Source organism: Herbaspirillum sp. ST 5-3 (assembly GCF_004804275.1).
Lineage (GTDB): Bacteria > Pseudomonadota > Gammaproteobacteria > Burkholderiales > Burkholderiaceae_D > Noviherbaspirillum.
In genome coordinates this window covers 128,648-142,993 of the sequence record NZ_STGI01000007.1, presented here as the reverse complement: position 1 = coordinate 142,993, position 14,346 = coordinate 128,648, and the positions used below count along the sequence as shown (strand labels likewise).

Annotated in this window: 12 protein-coding genes and 1 tRNA gene; 2 read left to right on the top strand and 11 right to left on the bottom strand. The window is 55.6% G+C overall.

What is annotated here, in order from left to right:
- The first annotated feature begins 278 nt into the window (after window positions 1-278).
- Window positions 279-2,444, top strand: coding sequence for an ATP-binding protein (locus E6W33_RS15330; protein WP_136418187.1), 2,166 nt, complete (start codon window positions 279-281; stop codon window positions 2,442-2,444).
- A 56-nt stretch (window positions 2,445-2,500) separates the two neighbouring features.
- Here E6W33_RS15330 and E6W33_RS15325 read toward each other — a convergent pair whose 3' ends face one another.
- The 9 genes from E6W33_RS15325 to E6W33_RS15285 all read right to left on the bottom strand — a co-directional run bounded on the left by E6W33_RS15325 (window position 2,501) and on the right by E6W33_RS15285 (window position 10,529).
- The gene (locus E6W33_RS15325; protein ID WP_136418186.1) at window positions 2,501-2,890 is read right to left on the bottom strand and encodes a MerR family transcriptional regulator; all 390 of its coding nucleotides are present in this window, start codon (window positions 2,888-2,890) and stop codon (window positions 2,501-2,503) included.
- A gap of 11 nt (window positions 2,891-2,901) precedes the next feature.
- Entirely contained in the window at window positions 2,902-3,315 is a 414-nt protein-coding gene (locus E6W33_RS15320) for an integration host factor subunit alpha (protein WP_136418185.1), read from the bottom strand.
- 35 nt (window positions 3,316-3,350) lie between these two features.
- On the bottom strand, window positions 3,351-5,777 hold the full coding sequence (pheT, locus tag E6W33_RS15315; protein ID WP_136418184.1) for a phenylalanine--tRNA ligase subunit beta: 2,427 nt from the start codon (window positions 5,775-5,777) through the stop codon (window positions 3,351-3,353).
- Window positions 5,778-5,852: 75 nt separating this feature from the next.
- On the bottom strand, window positions 5,853-6,869 hold the full coding sequence (pheS, locus tag E6W33_RS15310) for a phenylalanine--tRNA ligase subunit alpha (protein WP_136418183.1): 1,017 nt from the start codon (window positions 6,867-6,869) through the stop codon (window positions 5,853-5,855).
- A gap of 144 nt (window positions 6,870-7,013) precedes the next feature.
- The gene (gene rplT, locus E6W33_RS15305) at window positions 7,014-7,373 is read right to left on the bottom strand and encodes a 50S ribosomal protein L20 (RefSeq protein ID WP_136418182.1); all 360 of its coding nucleotides are present in this window, start codon (window positions 7,371-7,373) and stop codon (window positions 7,014-7,016) included.
- A 20-nt stretch (window positions 7,374-7,393) separates the two neighbouring features.
- On the bottom strand, window positions 7,394-7,591 hold the full coding sequence (gene rpmI, locus E6W33_RS15300; RefSeq protein ID WP_119768735.1) for a 50S ribosomal protein L35: 198 nt from the start codon (window positions 7,589-7,591) through the stop codon (window positions 7,394-7,396).
- A 156-nt stretch (window positions 7,592-7,747) separates the two neighbouring features.
- A complete protein-coding gene (gene infC / locus E6W33_RS15295) occupies window positions 7,748-8,269 on the bottom strand; it encodes a translation initiation factor IF-3 (RefSeq protein ID WP_136418181.1) in 522 nt (173 codons plus the stop codon).
- A 60-nt stretch (window positions 8,270-8,329) separates the two neighbouring features.
- Entirely contained in the window at window positions 8,330-10,237 is a 1,908-nt protein-coding gene (thrS, locus tag E6W33_RS15290) for a threonine--tRNA ligase (RefSeq protein ID WP_136418180.1), read from the bottom strand.
- A gap of 215 nt (window positions 10,238-10,452) precedes the next feature.
- Window positions 10,453-10,529 (bottom strand) — tRNA-Val (locus E6W33_RS15285).
- A gap of 254 nt (window positions 10,530-10,783) precedes the next feature.
- Between E6W33_RS15285 and E6W33_RS15280 the strand changes: the two genes are divergently transcribed.
- Window positions 10,784-11,716, top strand: coding sequence for a cation diffusion facilitator family transporter (locus E6W33_RS15280; RefSeq protein WP_136418179.1), 933 nt, complete (start codon window positions 10,784-10,786; stop codon window positions 11,714-11,716).
- Between the two features lie 7 nt (window positions 11,717-11,723).
- Here the strand turns inward: E6W33_RS15280 and E6W33_RS15275 are convergent, their stop codons facing one another.
- Together E6W33_RS15275 and E6W33_RS15270 are read right to left on the bottom strand one after the other, a co-directional pair.
- Window positions 11,724-13,973 carry a bifunctional (p)ppGpp synthetase/guanosine-3',5'-bis(diphosphate) 3'-pyrophosphohydrolase gene (locus E6W33_RS15275; RefSeq protein ID WP_136418178.1) on the bottom strand — a complete coding sequence of 750 codons (2,250 nt, stop codon included), beginning with the start codon at window positions 13,971-13,973 and terminating at the stop codon, window positions 11,724-11,726.
- Window positions 13,974-13,980: 7 nt separating this feature from the next.
- A complete protein-coding gene (locus tag E6W33_RS15270) occupies window positions 13,981-14,331 on the bottom strand; it encodes a RidA family protein (protein WP_136418177.1) in 351 nt (116 codons plus the stop codon).
- Window positions 14,332-14,346 lie beyond the last annotated feature (15 nt).

Below are 14,346 nucleotides of genomic sequence, written 5' to 3'. Positions count from 1 at the left end.
GCGCGTCGATCTCCTGACAAATTGTGTAAGCAATCGGTACGGCTCATGACCTAAGCCAATGCGATAGCCGAGCTTCGCCCTGCGCTCTTGAATTGTTGCAGGGTCTATCAGATTACGATGCAGCAAGGCAGCAGCCGGATCCACCTAAGGGATGCAATCCACGGACCACCGCGCTTTCCGTCGCGCGCTACCTCTATTGCCCGTCTCACTCGCGAGATACTCCAAACGTATGGCAAGTTCGGGCTGTTCGAATTAACGCACTGCAAGGTAAATCCCCAATGGGCGAACATCTGGTTCAATTTTATGATGATGAGGCATTCCTTGTTGAGGAGATATGGGGCTTCATCGGCCCATGCCTGCATGCCGGGAACGTGGCTGTTGTCATCGCATCGAAGCCACGTCTCGACAGCCTCGAAAGAAAATTCTCGCCAGGCCTGGTACCAGGAAGCGCTTTCAAATCCGCATGTGATCAATATTTTTCTCTCGACGCACAGGAGACACTGTCACGGATCATGATCGACGGCTGGCCGGACGACATCCTCTTCAAGGAAGTCCTCGGCGAAGTGATGAAGCGCGCATCGAAACAAGGTAAACGACATGTGCATGCGTACGGAGAAATGGTGGCATTACTGTGCACGGAAGGCAGGCAGGACGCAGCGATTCGTCTCGAACAGTTATGGACCGATCTGGCACGCGAATATCCATTCTCGCTCCTTTGCGGTTATCCGATGAATGTTTTCTCCAGCGAAGAGCACAGCAAGACCTTCACGGCGATCTGCGATGCGCACACCCACGTACAACCCGCGGAGGGTTTTCGTCTTCCTGCGAACGAAGACGAATTGCATCGCGCGATCGCCACTCTGCAACAGAAATCGAATGCACTTGAATCCGAAGTGGCGCGGCGCAAAGAGACCGAGCATGCATTGCAGCGCAGAGAACAGGAACTGTCCGACTTTCTGGAGAATGCCCTTGAAGGCATGCATCGCGTTGGCCCGGATGGCACGATCCTTTGGGCGAACCGGACCGAACTGGAACTGCTCGGATATGCGCCCGAAGAGTTTATCGGTCACCATATCGCCGAATTCCATGCCGACCGTGAGGCGATCGACGACATCTGCAGCAAGTTGCGGTCCGGCGAGACGCTGTACGATTACCCGGCCAGAATGCGCTGCAAGGACGGATCAATCAAGCATGTACTGATGCGTTCGAACGCTTTGGTTTTGGACGGCGAGTTCGTCTCCACGCGCTGCTTGATGCGCGACGTGACAGACCGCGTTCGGCTGGAAGAAGAACTTGCTCGGAAACTGCATGAACTGGCCGACATCGATCGGCGCAAGGATGAATTTCTTGCGATGCTCGGTCACGAATTGCGCAATCCGCTCGCACCCATCATGAACTCGCTCGAGCTGATGCGCATTTATGGCACAGACATGACTCTCGTCGCGCGTTCACGCGAGACAATTGCACGGCAGGTGTCCATCCTGACACGTCTGGTCGATGATCTTCTTGATGTCTCGCGCATCACCCGCGGCAAGATCACACTCAAAATGGAAAGGATCTCGCTCGACTTCGTTGTCGAACGCGCAATTGAAATCGCCAGGCCGCTCATCAACGAACGGCGACACCATCTCACAATAAACCTGCCAGCCGATCCCGTTTACCTCCACGGAGACTCAGCCCGCCTGGCGCAAGTTCTTGCCAACCTGCTGCACAACGCCGCCAAGTACACCGATACCGGCGGATGCATTTCATTCAGCGCACGTAACGAAGGAGACACGCTGCAGCTTAGCGTCAGCGACAATGGCATCGGCATTGCGCCAGACCTTCGCGAAAAGGTCTTCGATCTGTTCGTGCAGGACGTGGCATCGCTGCCGAAAGCGCGCGGCGGACTTGGACTCGGGCTCACCCTCGTGCGCAGCCTCGTGCAACTCCATGGCGGAACCGTGCGGGCGCATAGCGAAGGCTATGGTCGCGGCAGCGAATTCGTAGTGACGTTGCCGTTGCGGAGTACAACAACTTCGCGCATTGCTCCACAGCCGACAGCCTCTATCGATCACCAGATGCGTAATTCGCAGCCGCGCACCATACTGATCGTGGACGACAACATCGATGCCGCCGAATCCCTGAGCGAATTTCTTAAGGTTACCGGACACAATGTTCATGTTGCGAACGACGGCTTAAGTGCAATCGATAAAGCCGAAAAACTCAGGCCGGATGTCGTGATTCTCGACATCGGCATGCCCGCAATGGATGGCTATCAGGTTGCGCAATACCTTCGCACCAAGGGCGGCCTGACCTCGTCCCTGCTGATCGCGGTCACCGGTTATGCCCAGGAGCGGGATCGCATCTCAGCCCAGAAGGCAGGATTCGATCATCATTTCGCCAAGCCGCTGGACATCGGTAAACTGACCGAAATTCTGGCCCCTGATTGCAGCAGGCAATAAAAAAGCCGCATGGCAGCGGCTCTTTCAAAGTGCAAGCGGTCATTGACGCATGCCGGTCATCGCTTCAACAGGTCAAGGATCTCCGACAATTCATTACGAATGGACACAGTGTTCAACTCAAGCGGCGGCAAGCCCGCGGCAAGATCGTCTTCTCCATTTCCGTTGGCCATGCGGCTGTCAAGCTTGTTGCGCGCGCCGCTGATTGTGAAACCCTGCTCGTACAAGAGTTCGCGGATGCGGCGAATCAGGAGCACTTCATGATGCTGGTAATAGCGCCGATTCCCGCGGCGCTTCACTGGCTTCAACTGTGTGAACTCCTGCTCCCAATAGCGCAATACATGCGGTTTCACGCCGCACAAATCGCTCACCTCACCGATTGTGAAATAGCGTTTCGCCGGGATCGGCGGCAAAACGACCGCATCGGATTTGTGAGAGCGCTCGTTCATGATTGGTCAGCTCAGGCCAGACGCACCAGTGGTTTGCCGCTTGCGGCTTCCACCATGCTTTTCAGCTTCTGGCTCGCGTGAAAGGTGACAACGCGTCTTGCAGTGATCGGGATTTCCTCGCCGGTCTTCGGATTGCGTCCGGGCCGCTGCGGCTTGTCACGCAACTGGAAATTGCCGAAGCCGGACAATTTGACCGACTCCCCGCGCTCAAGCGCGTTGCGGATTTCGTCGAAAAACGTCTCGACCATGTCCTTCGCTTCGCGCTTGTTCAAACCCACCTGCTCGAAGAGAAGTTCGGCCAATTCCGCCTTGGTCAGCGTCGGCAGCTCCTTCTCAGCCTGCGTGCGCGCCTGCGCCTCTTGCATTGCACGATTGAGGTCGGCGGCCAAAACGGATTGAAGTTCGGCTGGGTTCACGTCATTCATAATAGTTGTCGTCCCTGCCCTGCTATAGTTTCCGTTCATGCGCGCAACTTGGCGCCATGCTTCTTATCGACAGATGCGATGAACGCAGCCATTGCGGCATCCACTTTATCGTCTTGCAGGGTAGTTTGAGTATCTTGCAAGGTGAATCGGAAAGCAAGACTTTTTTCGTCATTTTCCAGTCCCTTGCCGCGATATTCATCAAATAAAACAATGGCTTGCATGATAGCACAGGCAGGATTTGCCTGTCGCTCCCCAATAAAGGTGTCGATCAAATCCTGTGCTTGCACCGATTGTTTGACAACCACGGCGATATCACGCGTTACTGCCGGGAATTTCGATATCTCGCGATATTCCGGAATGTCACGCGACTGCAATGCCAATACGTCAACTTCAAACACGACCGGCGCGAGTGGCAAGTCGTACTTCTGCTGCCAGCGCGGATGAAGTTCGCCAACGAATCCCACCACCTTTCCGTCAACGAGAATCTGTGCCGAACGCCCGGGATGCAAGGCGGCATGCTCTGCCTTGACGAAGCGTAGCAGCCTGGGTGCAAACAGGGCTTCCAGATCCGCCTTGATATCAAAGTAATCCACATTACGCGTCGGCAGTCCCCACTGTTCCTCCGCGACCGGTCCGTACGCAATCGCTGCCACACGCTTGGGCTGATCGTAGCCTGCCACAGACAAGGGACCATCCATAACGGCCGGATCACGCAAGTAGACGGCACCGACTTCGAACAGTCGAACGCGATTGATTTTCCGGTTCAGGTTGTAGCGCACATTCGCTACCAGGCTGCCAATCAGCGAGGAGCGCATCACGCTCATCTGGCTGGCGATTGGATTGAGCAAGCGAATCGGATTGGCATTCGCGGCGAAATCGGTTTCCCATGCCTCTTCGACAAAGCTGAAATTGACGACTTCCTGATAGTCGAAGTCGGCCAATTGATGACGAATCGCGAACAGCGAACGCGTATTTTCCGGTGCGATATGCATCGTATTCGGAGCGACCGGAGGCAGCGCTGGAATATTTTCGAATCCGTAGACGCGGGCGATCTCCTCGATCAGGTCTTCCTCGATCTCGATATCGAAACGGTAGGACGGAGCCGTGACGGTAAACAGGCCCGGCTCCTGCGCAAACTCGAGTCCGAGCCGCGTAAAGATATCGGCGATCTGTTCATCCGAAATCTGGACGCCGATAACCTTTACCGCGCGCGCAGTCCTCACCGCGACAGGCTTGCGTTGCGGCAGGTTGACGACATGGTCGTCCACCGGACCGACTACCGTATCTGCACCGCCGCAGATTTCAACGATCAGGGCGGTAATACGCTCAATGTCTTCCACCGTCGTTGCATAATCAACCCCACGCTCGAAGCGGTGGGCGGCATCCGTCGAGAAGTTGTATCGGCGCGCGCGCCCCTGGATAGCCTGCGGCCACCAGAACGCAGCTTCAAGATAGATATTCTGCGTGTCGAGCGAAACCGCCGTCGAGTCGCCGCCCATGATACCGGCGAGAGACTCGATTTCCCGATCATCCGCAATCACGCCAACCCAGTTGTCCACATCAACCGTATTGCCGTTCAAAAGCTTCAGCGACTCCCCTGCCCGGCCCCAACGTACATCCAGCCCGCCATGGATCTTGTCCAGATCGAATACATGCGATGGACGCCCCAGTTCGAGCATGACATAGTTGGAAATATCGACCAGCGCGGAAATCGGCCGCTGACCGCTGCGTTCGAGCCGGCGCTTCATCCAGTCAGGCGTTTCCGCCCTGGCATTCAGACCGCGAATGACACGTCCCGAGAAACGTCCGCACAGATCGGGGGCCGACACTTTGACAGGCAGTTTCTCTTCCGTCGTTACGGCAGCCGGCTTGTTGGTCGGCACCTTCAGCGGTGCGCCAGTCAGGGCCGACACTTCACGTGCGATGCCCAGCACCGACAAGCAATCGGCCTTGTTCGGCGTGAGCTTGATGGTGAACTTGAGGTCGTTGAGCTGATAGTAATCGCGGAAGTTCTGACCGACCGGCGCATCATCTGGCAAGGCCAGCAGTCCGCCGTGATCTTCCGACAGCTTCAACTCGCGTGCAGAGCACAACATCCCCTGCGACTCCACGCCGCGCAACTTTCCCACCTTGATTTCAAATGGCTTGCCATCCTCGCCCGGCGGCAGCTTTGCACCTGCCATGGCACATGGCACTTTCATTCCCGGACGAACATTCGGTGCGCCGCAGACGATGTTCAGCAGCGTGCCGGTCCCCGCATCCACCTGGCACACGTTCAGGCGATCGGCGTTCGGATGCTTCGCAACCTCAATCACCTTGGCTACCACGACATTGGAAAACGGCGGAGCGACCGGTTCGACCTCTTCGACCTCCAGACCAGACATCGTCAGCAGATGCGACAACTCGTCCGAAGTCATCTTCGGATCGACCAGTGTACGGAGCCAGCTCTCGGAAAATTGCATAGTTCAGACTTTCAGCCACAGATTCCACGAAGCGCGTTGAGCCGGTCTACAGCTCGACGCCCTCCGTGGCGAGGTTTAGTTGAATTGTTTCAGGAAACGCAGATCGCCCTCATAGAAGAGGCGCAAGTCGTTGATTCCATAGCGCAGCATCGTCAGACGTTCCAGGCCCGAGCCGAAGGCAAAGCCAATGTACTTCTCGGGGTCGAGTCCGAAATTGCGCACCACGGTGGGATGGACCTGACCGGCGCCGGACACTTCCAGCCAGCGTCCCTTGAGCGGGCCGCTTCCGAAAGCAATATCGATCTCCGCAGACGGTTCGGTAAAGGGAAAATACGAAGGACGGAATCGCACCTGCAAATCGTCAGTTTCAAAAAACGCCTGCACGAAATTCAGATAGACGCCCTTCAGATCGGCAAAGCTGATGTCGTCCGCGATCCACAACCCCTCAACCTGATGAAACATCGGCGAGTGGGTTGCATCGCTATCGACACGATAGGTACGCCCCGGCGCAATCACCTTGATTGGTGGCTTGTTCATGCGTGCATAACGAACCTGCATCGGGCTGGTATGCGTACGCAGCAGAAGCGGCTTGCCCTGGGTGTCGTTTCCTTCAATGTAGAAGGTGTCCTGCATCGAACGGGCCGGATGGTTTTCCGGGCTGTTCAATGCGGTGAAATTGGTCCAGTCATTTTCAATTTCCGGGCCGTCTGCGACGTCAAACCCGACAGAGCGGAAAATCTCTTCAATGCGCTCCCAGGTGCGCATCACTGGGTGAATACCGCCTTTGCCGCGCCCACGACCCGGCAGCGTTACATCGATCGCTTCGGCATTCAGGCGCGCTTGCATTTGCGCGTTCGCCAGTGCGTCACGTCGGGCATTCAACGCAGCTTCAATTTTTTCCTTGGCGGCATTGATGACAGCACCCTGCGCCTTGCGCTCTTCCGGCGCGAGCTTTCCAAGGCCCTTCATCTGCTCTGTAATCTGTCCAGTCTTGCCAAGGTACTTCGCTTTTGCATTCTCCAGCGCTGCGGCATCGCCTGCTTCAGCAAAGTCGGCTTGAGCCTGGACGACAATTTGATCGAGGGAATTCATGCGGCTTTTTCGCCCGTGAAAAGAAATCGGAAAAACAGAAACCTGCTCGGTGAAAGCGGCGATTCAAAATAAAACGGGGCACAGGTGTGTGACCTCTGCCCCGCTTTTGCAGTGCCGCTCACGCGGCACAAACTATCACAACACTCAAGCGGCGATGCTGGCCTTCACCTGGTTGACAATCGCGGCAAATGCCGGCTTGTCCATCACTGCCATATCAGCCAGAACCTTGCGGTCGAGTCCGATGTTGGCTTTCTTGAGGCCATTCATGAACACACTGTAGGTTACGCCGTGCGCGCGCGTCGCTGCGTTGATACGAGTGATCCACAGTGCGCGGAATACGCGCTTCTTGTTGCGACGGTCGCGATAGGCATATTGACCGGCGCGCATGACCGCCTGCTTGGCGATGCGGTAGACATTACCGCGGCGACCACGATAGCCCTTGGCTAGATCGAGAACTTTCTTATGACGGGCCCGTGCTGTGACCCCACGTTTTACTCGAGGCATGTTAGCTCCTTAGTGTGAGGTTAAGCGAACGGCATCATTGCGCGGACGGAGTTCATGTTTGTATCATGAACGTCCACTGCACCGCGCAACTGGCGTTTGTTCTTGGTGGTTTTCTTGGTCAGGATATGACGCTTGAAGGCTTGACCGCGCTTGACGGTACCGCCCGGACGTACGCGGAAGCGCTTTTTCGCGCTGCTCTTCGTCTTCATTTTAGGCATAGCAATATCTGCCCTTGCGGACAGCTCCATTTTTAACATGATTGCAGGTGGCAATACTTCATTGCACTTGGATGCCTGCTTTCACTTGTTTTGCGGTCGAATCGCGTTCGCCGCCATTTGCACAGACCGCCCGACGGGGCGATTCATGCGAATTCTTTATTTCTTTTTCTTGGGCGCCAGCACCATCACCATCTGGCGGCCTTCCATTTTCGGGAACTGCTCAACCTGGCCATACGGTTCCAGATCGGCTTTGAGTCGCTCCAGCATACGCATGCCGATATCCTGGTGCGCCATTTCGCGTCCGCGGAACCGCAACGTAATCTTGGTCTTGTCGCCCTCTTCGAGGAACTTGGTCAAGTTACGCAGCTTGATGTTGTAATCGCCGTCGTCAGTACCCGGCCGGAATTTGACTTCCTTGACCTGGATAACCTTCTGCTTCAGCTTCGCTTCGTGGGCCTTTTTCTGTTCCTGATACTTGAACTTGCCATAATCCATCAGGCGGCACACAGGCGGTTGCGCGGTAGGCGCGATTTCCACCAGATCCACGTTTGCTTCTTCCGCCAGACGGAAGGCTTCAGCCAGACTTACGATACCAAGCGGTTCGTTATTGACCCCAGAGAGGCGCACCTCGGGCACAGTAATTTCGCCGTTGATGCGATGCGACTTATCCGTAGCTATTGCAGTTTCCTTTTAAAATTAAATAATTAAGCCGTGCTCTAGCGCTTCGAGTTTCCTCGATCAGGCTTTGGTGTCGATCTCGTTCTTGAGTCGCTCCACCAGTGCATCGACCGGCATCACCCCCAAGTCGACGTTGCCCCGCGCACGCACGGCCACTGTTTTTGCATCCCGCTCCTTGTCGCCAATAACAACGATATAAGGCAGCTTTTGAACCGAATGCTCGCGTATTTTATAGGTTATTTTCTCATTACGCAAATCGAGGCGCACTCTAAACCCTTGTTTTTTCAGGTTTTGTGCAACTTCTTGAGCGTAATCAGCCTGTGCGTCCGAAATGTTCAGTATTGCAATCTGAACGGGAGCCAGCCATAACGGCAGCGCCCCCGCGTGATTTTCGATCAAGATGCCGACAAAGCGTTCCATCGAACCCACGATGGCCCGGTGCAGCATGACTGGTACCTTGCGCGTATTGTCATCCGCGACATATTCTGCGCCGAGACGGCCCGGCATCGAGAAATCAACCTGCATCGTTCCGACCTGCCACGGCCGACCAAGCGAATCTTTCAGGTGGTACTCGATCTTCGGACCGTAGAATGCACCCTCGCCAGGCAACTCTTCCCAGGTTACGCCGCAGGCGCGCAGCGCAGAGCGAAGGGTTTCCTCCGCCCTATCCCAAGTTTCGTCCGACCCGATGCGACTGTCGGGGCGCAAGGCGATCTTGATTGATATCTCGGTAAAACCAAAGTCTTTGTAGACGCGCATTGCCTGCTGATGGAATGCGGTGACCTCGCCCTGAATCTGCTCTTCAGTGCAAAAAATATGGCCGTCATCCTGGGTAAAGCCGCGTACACGCATAATCCCGTGCAGCGCTCCGGACGGCTCATTGCGGTGGCACTGCCCAAACTCACCATAGCGCAAAGGCAGATCGCGGTAGCTGCGCATGTCGGAGTTGTAAATCTGTACATGCCCGGGGCAATTCATCGGTTTGAGTGCGTAATTCCGGTTCTCAGACTCGGTCACGAACATGTTTTCGCGATAGTTTTCCCAATGGCCGGTCTTCTCCCACAAAGCACGGTCCAGAATCTGCGGTGCCTTGACTTCCTGATACCCGTTTTCCTGATAGACGCGGCGCATGTACTGCTCGACCTGCTGCCAGATTGTCCAGCCCTTCGGATGCCAGAAAATCAGGCCCGGCGCCTCGTCCTGGAAATGGAACAAATCCAAGGCTTTGCCCAGTTTGCGGTGATCGCGCTTTTCAGCCTCTTCCAGCATGTGAAGGTAAGCGTCCTGGTCTTCCTTCTTTGCCCAGGCGGTGCCATAGACACGCTGCAGCATCTCGTTCTTCGAATCGCCGCGCCAATATGCGCCGGCGAGTTTCATCAACTTGAAAACCTTCAGCTTGCCGGTTGACGGCACATGGGGACCACGGCACAGGTCGGTAAATTTTCCTTCTGCGTAGAGCGAGACGTCCTCGCCCTGCGGAATGGATCCGATGATTTCAGCCTTGTAAGCTTCTCCGATCGATTTGAAATACGCAACGGCCTCATCGCGCGGCAGGACTTTGCGAACCACCGGCTCGTCCTTCTTTGCCAGTTCCGCCATCTTCTTTTCGATCGCCTGCAAGTCCTCCGGAGTAAACGGGCGCTTGTACGAGAAGTCGTAGTAAAAGCCGTTTTCAATTACCGGACCGATAGTGACTTGCGCATCGGGGAACAATTCCTTCACCGCATAGGCAAGCAAGTGCGCGGTCGAGTGACGAATCACGTCCAGACCTTCCGGATCCTTGTCGGTGACAATTGCAAGATCGGCATCGCGCTCGATCAGGAAAGACGTATCGACGACCTTGCCGTCGACCTTGCCTGCCAGCGCCGCCTTTGCAAGGCCTGCACCGATGCTTGCGGCGACTTGCGCAACCGTTATCGGGCCATCAAATTGACGTTGCGAACCGTCTGGAAGTCGGACTGAAACCATTTTGCGCTCCATGTCAGTGCAGAGTTAAAACTGACGCTAGAAGATTGAATATCAAAAACTGCAGACGAAAAAAAACGCGGACTAGCCGCGCTTTTTCTTATTGCAATGACGAAAAAGGTCTCCGACTAGCGTCGCTCCCAAACCATGTTAGTGGTAGTTCGCGGTGTCATAACCGGATTGCCTTTCTCGCTCTTACAAAGGTACTGCTTTTTCGTTGGTAGGCTCGATTGGACTCGAACCAACGACCCCTACCATGTCAAGGTAGTGCTCTAACCAGCTGAGCTACGAGCCTAAAGAAGCGAAATTATAGCGGCATTTTTTTGAATTTGCTAGTGCCTTTGCTTAACGGCATCTCGAATTGGTAATAAACTTCTCCTGCGACGGCATTCATGCGAGCATGAACATCGCGAGTCTGCCGGCGACCGTCGCCGGTGACTGTCGTTTTTCAGGAACGAATCCTGTAGCGCGAAAACGAGCATTTCCAAGATCACACTAAACCTGAAATCCGGGCCGATATCCCATGAATCGGTCTATCCAACTGAAGTCATGCACACAACGCCCTCCAACTCTTCCTCAAGCCATCTGCATGCCCATCGCGCCGGTGATGCGTCCCATCACCATGTCGTCGAAGGACGAAGCCCCAAAGTACTGGGCTGGGCGGTGGTGTTGACACTGATCTTTGCCGCGATCGAGGCCTTTGCCGGATTCTGGTCCAACTCGCTGGCCTTGATTTCCGATGCGGGACACATGGTGACCGACAGCACGGCACTCGGACTGGCACTGCTGGCACAAATCATCGCTCGACGTCCACCGTCACCGAAACATTCATTTGGCTTTGGACGGGCTGAAGCGTTGGCAGCATTCATCAATGCGCTCGCCATGCTGGCAATTGTTGGCTGGATCGTTTTCGAGGCCGCGCGGCGCTTTTCCAGTCCGCAGCCAGTTCAGGGCAAAACTGTTTTTGTTGTCGCCTTGATCGGTCTGGTGATCAATCTTGCGGTCGCTTGGGTGCTTTCGCAGGACAAGCAAAGCGTCAACGCCAGGGCGGCACTCATTCATGTCATCGGAGATCTGCTCGGATCCGTGGCTGCGCTGATCGCCGGTGCAGTGATTTATTTTACCGGCTGGATGACCATCGATCCGCTGCTGTCTCTGGCCGTATCACTATTAATTCTGAAATCCACCTTTGGCATCTTGCGCGAGTCCTATCATTTCCTGATGGAAGGTGTGCCGCATCATATCGATTACCTGCAGGTTGGTGAGGATCTAGCTGCAATCGACGGCGTGCTATCGGTACACGATCTGCATGTATGGGAAATGACTCCTGGCCAACCCGCGCTGATCGGCCACGTTGAAATCCGCTCCCTGCTTGAATGGCCAACGCTGCTTCAGGCGATCAAGGCCATGCTCTTGGAAAAACATGCCATCGACCATGTGACACTACAGGCGGAACTGCCGACAATGGCCGATGAACATTAGCTGCAACTTACTGACGCTGCGCTTGCAGCACGCCGTTAACATCCCTTATGACCATCAACGCCTTTTGCAACTGTTCAGTCGAGGAGATTTCAGCGGTAAACGACATGCGCGCCTGACCCTTCGCGCTCTGGGTGTTGACGCCGATGACGTTGATTTTCTCTCTTGAGAAAACCTCGGTAATATCGCGCAACAAGCCTTGTCGATCATTCGCGAGAACGAAAATGTCCACAGGATAAACCGTCTCCCTTCCTGCCTCCCCCCACGTGGTCTGGATCACACGTTCGAGTGCCTTCATCCGCATTTGCGCAAGGTTTTTGCAATTGGCACGGTGGATCGACACGCCTTTTCCTCTGGTGATGAAACCGACAATTTCATCGGGCGGTGCGGGCTTGCAGCAGCGCGCCAGCTGAGTCATGAGGCCATCTGTGCCGACGACGAGAACCCCGGAACGTGCGCCCTGCGCGACGCTGGACGCGCGGCTCTTGTTTGGCACGATGGCTTCTTCGACAGGCTTCGGCGCATTCTTGGCGTCATCCTCATGCAGAACATATTCGATATTGCGCAGGCTGAACTCTTCTTTGCCAACCGCAAGAAACAAATCGTCGAGCTTCGAAAAGCCGAGCTTGTGCGCCAACTCTTCAAGATTGATGGCAGTCTTGCCCTCTCGCTGCAAGGTCTTCTCAACGAGGCTACGACCATGCGAGAGCGTTTCCTGCTGCTCGATAGCATTGAACCACGCGCGGACCTTGGTCCGGGTGCGCGGGCTTGCGACATAACCGGGGCTGAGCCAATCGCGCGACGGCCCGGCCGCAGCGCCACCCCGCGCCGTGATGATTTCAACCGTCTGCCCGTTCTTCAAGACCGTATTCAGGGGCACCATTGCGCCGTCGACGCGAGCGCCTCGGCATCGATGGCCGACATCGGTATGCAGGTGATAAGCAAAATCGATCGGTGTGGCGCCATTTGGCAATTCGATGACGCGAGCCTGCGGCGTCAGCACATAGATGCGATCATCCAGCGCCGCGGATTTGAGCTTTTCCACCCATTCGCGCCGCATGTCTTCCTGCCCCACTACCGCGTCAGCAACTTCGCTCTTCCACGCAAGGAGCTGGCGTAACCATGCGATTTTTTCGTCGTACTTCTGCGCGGAGAAATTCGACCCGCCACTTTCCTTGTAGCGCCAGTGGGCCGCCACGCCATACTCTGCAAAGCGATGCATTTCATGCGTGCGTATCTGCACTTCCAGCGCGCGCCCGTCTTCTGCAACCACAACGGTATGCAGCGACTGGTAACCATTCGGCTTCGGGCGCGAGATGTAATCATCAAACTCGTCGGGAATGGGGGTCCAGATGTTGTGCACGAGACCAAGTACGGTGTAGCAAGCCTTGACATCGTCGACGATCACACGGAATGCGCGCACATCGTACAACTCGGAAAAATCGAGCGATTTTCCACGCATCTTGTTCCAGATACTGAAGATATGCTTCGGCCTTCCGGATACCTCGGCCTTGATGTCTGCCGCTGCCAGTTCCGACTTCAGTCGACCGATCGCCGCCTCGACGAAGCTTTCGCGCTCGAGACGCTTTTCCTCGAGCATCCTGGCAATGCGCTTGTAAGTCGTCGGTTCGAGGAAGCGAAACGCCAGATCTTCGAGCTCCCATTTCAACTGCCATATGCCGAGCCGGTTTGCCAACGGCGCATACAGATCGAGCGTCTCGCGCGCGTATTGCTGCGTCTTTTCGTTTTCCAGCTTGAGCTCGGAGAAATAGCGCAATGTCGTCACCCTCGAAGCAAGGCGAACGAGCACCGCACGCATATCCGATGCCATGGCGAGCAGCATCTTGCGCAATGTTTCAAGATGCTCTGCGGCCTGCTGCGACGCGTTCTTGCCACGACCAACCTCGTGCTGTCCGAAGGTCTGCACATGCAAGCGCATCAACTGCCGAATGCCATTCACCAGGTCGGCGATATCCTTCCCGAATCGGGATTCGATCGTTTCAGCCGCCTTGGGATCGATGACAGGAAGTTCCGTCAATAGGCCGGCAATGCGCGTATCGGCGTCGGTATTGAGCAACGCAAGCACGCTTGCGATGCCTTGCGCGAATTCGAATGCATCCTGCCCCGTGATCATGGTGTTGCCGCGATAGATCGGCTCGATGAAGCCAAGCGCATCCATCACGCGTGCGCCGTCCTCCATCGTCAATCCGGAAGACAACAGAACATGTGTTTCGCTTTGCGTTGCTGCGACGGAGACCATTCAGCGATTATCTCTGTGCGGCAGTCACGACCATCTCGATCAGCCACTCCGGCTTTGCGAGCTTCGCCTCGACTGTTGCGCGCGGTGGAGAATTACCCTCGGCAACCCATTCATTCCAGGCGGCGTTCATTTCACCAAAATCTTTCATGTCCGCGATAAATATCTGACACATCAGAATGCGTGATTTATCGCTGTTCGCTTCAGCCAGTAAACGGTCGATATGACCAAGCACCTCGCGCGTCTGGCCGGCGATATTCTGCGTCAGGTCTTCAGCGACCTGCCCAGCGAGATACACCGTGCCGTTATGTATTGCGACCTCGGAGAGCGTTTTCCCTGTATGCAAACGTTGGATATCCATGATGTTCCGTTGTTG